Origin of the sequence: Chromobacterium sp. IRSSSOUMB001 (assembly GCF_023507765.1) — a bacterium.
Classification (GTDB): Bacteria; Pseudomonadota; Gammaproteobacteria; order Burkholderiales; family Chromobacteriaceae; genus Chromobacterium; species Chromobacterium haemolyticum.
In genome coordinates, this window is sequence record NZ_JALCYU010000038.1 from 1 (window position 1) to 5,656 (window position 5,656).

The window sequence follows — 5,656 nt, forward strand, 5'->3', positions numbered from 1 at the left end:
TCGATTGCAGAAGACGGTGGTTCCTAGTCAGACCGTTATTTATGGTGATGTGCGGAAGGATGGGGCTCCGACAGTCAGAGTTCAGGACCTTGTTACTGAACGTCAATATGATGCCAATGGAAATGTGGTGTGTGAGATTGACCCTCGGGGTAATCGGACTCTTCGTTGGTATGACCTTGCCGGGCGCAAGCTGCTGGAGGTGGATGCCGCAGGCTATGCGGTGGCTTGGAGCTACAGTACCGCGGGCAAGCCGGTAAGAGAGGTGCGCTACGCAGCTGCAGTGACGGTGCCGGTCGATGGCATTGCGCTGGATGAGGCGCGTGGCCTGCTTAAGCCTGGTGCTCAGGATCGTATCAGCGAGTTTGATTATGACCGCATGGGAAGGCTGCTGGAGGAGCGTCGGCTGAATGTCGACTATTACGAGCAGGCAAGCCTGGAGGCTTCGAAAAAGCCAGAAGAAGACGCTATTGCGCAAATCCGTCAGACCGGCAGCGTGCGTACCCTATATCGCTACAACGCTTTAGGGCTGCTGACGCAGAAAACCGACGCCAAGGGTGCTGTCACCGACATCCGCTACGATGCGCTGGGCCGCGAAACCCATCGCGAGGAAGCGGCATTTATCGATCAAGCCGGGCAGAGCGTAAGGCCGACCACCGATACCAGCTACAACGATTTGAGTCTGACGACCAAGGTTGTCAAGGCAGGCGTGGATGGCGTATTCAGCGAAACTCAATACAGCCTGGGTGGTCGTGCCGATTGGATGCGCGATGCCGAGGGCAATATCACGTTCTACGACTACGATGCGGTTGGCAATGTAACGCGTACCCGACGTGAGCGCAAGGAGGCTGCTGGAGGCCAGGATGTCACGCTGTATGCCTACAACGCGGCTAAGTTGCAGACGGCCAAGCAGGATGTCGCGACCGGGGTATGGCAGGAGGTGAGCTACAACGCCTGGGGGCAAATTACGGGGAAGCGGACCAGTATCAATCGTCAAGGAGACTGGCAGGAGTTCAGCGAATACGACACTGCTGGCAGGCTGATTCGTGGCAACGCTGGTGGTGTAACCAAACTGTATGGCTACGATGCTAATGGTAATTCTACACTGACGGTTGTGTCAGGGCGAAGTCAAGGTGACGAGTTACGGGCTCTGACATTGGAACAAGTGCTATATAGATTATCCCAAGTCAATGGCTCTAGCTTTCAAGATGATTTGGAGGCGTTTCGTTTGTCAGTGAGTGACTACGATGCTCGAAATCTACATGTGGCAACACGTCAGCCCAAAATAGTGAATAAGCATCAAGATTCAGTTGTACAGGTAGAGGCTTGGACCACCGCAGAGCAGCAAACTGGGCGTGGAGATGTGGTAACAACAGATGGGGCATTTTTTAGGGATACTGTCCCTATGGTTAGCCCGATGAGAAAAGCTGATATTGCAATTGTTGGTGATGGTTTAATTACAAGTCAAATTCTATTTAATGGATTTCATGATTACTTGTTGGATGCTAGGTTTGGTAGGGGTGAGTTTGGTCGTGCATTTAAGGCTGCTATGACGTTTAATTTCCCTGAGAATGTGTTAATGCTTGGGGATGGGCGATATAAGTTTGATATTGTTTCAATCGTTCGCCCTATGCCGAAAGAAAGGTTTGTTGAGACAAAGTACGGATATTCAGGTGGCAGTGTAAATGTTGATGTTAATTTGCCTCTTATTAATTTCGAGCAGCGTAATTATAAGTTTGAGGTGAGTATATATAAGGAAGTTCAAGGTCAGGAGGTGTTTTTAGGGAAGGTAGAAAAATCATTTAATGGAATGGATGTAATTGGGCGTTATCTGCCTGAGCCTCTTTCTTTTCCAAAGCTGTCGATAGCTCGGTCTGAAATTAATTTTAAGAACCAGATTGGTGTGTCTAAAGTAATTTTCCTCACTCGGCGTGTGCCTTCTGAATCAGGGTGGGTGGTGCAATCAATACCAAATATGAAAATTAATGGGCATGAACAATCATCTTGGTTTTCTTTTGATTGGTCAAAGATGGAGAGGGGTAAGTATGAGTTTTGTTATTTGTCATTGGATGGTCAGGGTAAATTATTAAATGCTCGTCAGGGCGAGATGAACCTTGATGATAAAAGCCCTAACATTTCACAAAATAATTTACCAATGAATAGTGCCTTTATGACTGTGGGGGCAGGAGGGGAGGGACTTGGAAGTGTGAATGTTGTTGGTATAAGTGAGCGAACAAATCGTACCCTTATCCGTTTTCGAGCAAATGGAGGAGCGTGGGGGGAGTGGGTAGAGCGTGGAGGTGTATCTAGTGATTATTCTGGAGCATGGTTCCAGTTTAATCTCGCAGATTATGGACTAAAAACGGGTGTAAGTTATGAATATGACTTGGAGTATTTTAGTGGTCAGCAGTCACTTGGTCGTTTGATCGGTAGTTTGCAACCGGGTAATTCAAATTCTGTAACAGCCCCTGTTCGCTGGCATGAGCAGCCACAGATTGTTCATATTAAAAATCAATTGCCGGAAGCGGTGCATGGTGTCGTGCGTTTTCGTCCGGTAGGTAGTCAGTTAGATTTTAAAGAAGTTGTTCTGGTTAAAAGTGAGGGGCGGGAGTTTAACTGGGATTGTGTGGAGCTCGCTCGTAGTTTGTTATTGCCTACTCTTTATGAATTTGAATATCAGTTATTTGATGTGGTAGGTCGTATGGTTAACCGTGCTCAAGGTTCTATTGCTTTGGGTGGCGGTGCAGTGACTCTGGATAAAGGGAGTGTTGTTGGCTTAGCCTTGCCTATGTATGTCGCCTTTTATCCAGAGCAAGCAGCGGCAAATAAAATGGAGTTGCAATACCGAGAGAAAAGTGGTGGGGCTTGGCAAGAGGTTAAATTAAACAGAAAGGAAAATGGGCCGTTTGCATTAAATGTTGATGCTCTTGTCGCTGGTGATTATGAATACCGCTATCAGTTGAAAGACATCAATGGGGTCTATCTTCAAGATAGTGATGGCAGCACCTTGTTAGTAAATGGGTTCATGCGACGAGGTGTAAATGGAGAAGAGGTTTCTACTGGGCGTTTGCGGTGGGTGTTGCTTGGAGTGACCAATCGTGAGGCCACCATCACGCGCCGACAAACCTACAATGCCTTCGGCGAAGTGATTAGCGAAACCGACGGCGCCGGCAATACCATTCGTTCTGAATACAATGCGGCTGGCAAGCTGGTTGCCAAGCGAGAAGCTGCACTTAAGCTGCGCGACGATAACGGCGATGTGCTGAAGAACGTCGATGGCAGCGACAAACTGACCGACGAAGCTGTCACGCGTTACGGTTATGACGCGCTGGGAAATCTGGTGTCCAGCATAGACGCCAATGGGCATGAAAACCGCCAGCGTTGGCTGGCAGGCAGCCAGGAGGGGCAGGGCAAGGTGCTGCGAGAACGCCATGCCGATGGCAGCAGCAAGGAAATGGCTTACGACAGGCTGGGCAATCTGCGCATCGTTACAGTCAATGGCCAGCGCCAACAAGACTATCAATACGACAAACTTGGCCGCCTCAAGCGGATGGACCGCGCGCAGCGGGCAGACGGCAGCCGCGGCTATGACGAGTACGACTATGACAGCGCGGGGCAGCGGATTGCTCACCGGACCAGCGACGGCAAGGCGGTGTCAGTGGAGACAACGCGTTACGACAGCCTGGGCCGGGTATTGGAAGCCGTCAGCGCGGCTTCCCGTCATACCACTTACAGCTATGCCTGGGATGCTCAGTTGAAGGGTGCCGGCGGCATTGTGGTGGGCGGTTGGCGAACCACCACCACCAACGCCAACAATATGACCATGCAAGACGCGGTGGATTGGTTCGGTCTTAAGGGTGAACACCGTGATCTGGGCGGACGGGTGACACAGTACCAGTACAACAACGCGGGCCAGTTGATTCGCCAACAGAGCGATCAAGGCCAGAATATCCTGTACACCTACTATGGCAACGGCAATCTGCAGGGTATGGAGGATAGAGCCGCTAACCGTTTTACGCTGTATGGTTACGACGATGATGGCCGTAAAAACTACGAGGCTTACGCCAGCGGCCCGGATCGCGACCACCTGACGTTCTACCAACAGTCCGTTATGCGCTACGACGAACGTGGTCGGGTGATCGAAATCAAGGACCCGCGCTTCCTTAGCCGCTACCAGTACGACGCGGTGGGCAACCGCCTGCGCGTCTACAGCGAATATCAGGATGGCAAGGACGGTAGCAAGCAGGTGCAGGACAACTGGTACGCCTATGATGCGATGAACCGTTTCACCGTAACCCAGGGCAGCCGAGACGCCTCCGGCAATATCGTGGAGGGTAGCCGTGGCACCCGGATTGAGTACGATGGCTTCGGCCAAAGAGCCAAGGCGAGTAATGGCAGCGACGGCACGGTGGAAACGTATAGTTACACCGCAGACGGCTATCTGACGGATACCCAGATCAACGGCAAGCTGGCGTATCGGCGCAGCAATGACTTGTTGGGCCGGGTGACCGACGCGGAAAGCTTTAGCTGGGATGGTCAGGTCAAGGCCCGCAAGACGCATACGGACTACGACGCGGACAATAAAATGCTGCGGCAGGTGGTGGATGGCAAAGCGACCAAATATGGACTGATGGCTGATGGAACCTTGAAATTCACTCAGCAAGAGGACGACACCACAGTCACCACCTATTACGAGTACGAGTGGTGGGATGAGGCCAAGCAATCCAAGATTACCGCTCACCCGTACAACAAGGATGCGCCGGGCTGGCGGCCTGGCATCTCGCATTTGACCTACGACGTCAACGGCCACCTGAGAGAGGCTATTGACGAGCAGGGGCAGCGCAGCCTGCGCTACATCAATGATGCCCAGGGTGTGGTGATTCGACGCGAAGAGCTGGATAAGCAAAGCGTCTACAAGCGCCAAGACTATTACTATGTTGACGGCAAGCAAGTGGGCGCGGTGGGCAATGATGGTCCAAGCCGCATGGACTTTGCACAAGCATTGGCTCAAGGCCAACTGGGAGGCAAGAAAGACCAGTATCGCTTTGGCGTGGCGGTGAGTAGCGCGGATTTTGATCAGAACTACGAACCGATTGCCCCCAATTACCCGGGCCAGGCTCCAAGCACGGTCACCGTGCGTGGCGGCGATACGTTGCAGAGCCTGGCGGCCGGGCTGTGGGGCGACAAGTCGCTGTGGTATTTGCTGGCCGACGCCAATGGTTTGAGCGGTAACGAGACCCTGGCGGCAGGTCAGACGCTGCGGGTGCCGAATAAAGTCACGAATGTGCACAACAACAGCGGCACCTACCGGGTATACAACCCGGGCGAGGCGATAGGGGATGTGACGCCGACGCTGCCGGATCCGCCGCCGCCGCCGCCGCAGGATGGCGGTGGTTGTGGTGGGATCGGGGCCATCTTCGTTGCGGTTGTTGCGGTCGTTGCGGTGGTGATGACGGCGGGTGCTGCAGCACTCGCAATGGCGGGCACATTGAGTACGACCTTTGCCGCAGGCGGCTTAGGGGCGGTTATGGCCGCTGGTGGTTCAGTACTAGCCGGTACCGCGATTGGAGGGTTGAGCGCAGGGGCGATGATGGGGGCTGCGGCTATCGGTGGCGCAGTAGGTTCTATCGTCAGCCAGGGTGTGGCGATGGCGATGGGA

1 protein-coding gene is annotated in these 5,656 nt (G+C 53.0%); it reads left to right on the forward strand.

Going from position 1 to position 5,656, the window contains the following annotated elements; all coding sequences use genetic code 11:
- Positions 1-5,656, forward strand: a 5,656-nt coding sequence (locus tag MOV80_RS23135) for a LysM peptidoglycan-binding domain-containing protein (RefSeq protein WP_249605546.1), incomplete at both ends; no start/stop codon positions are given.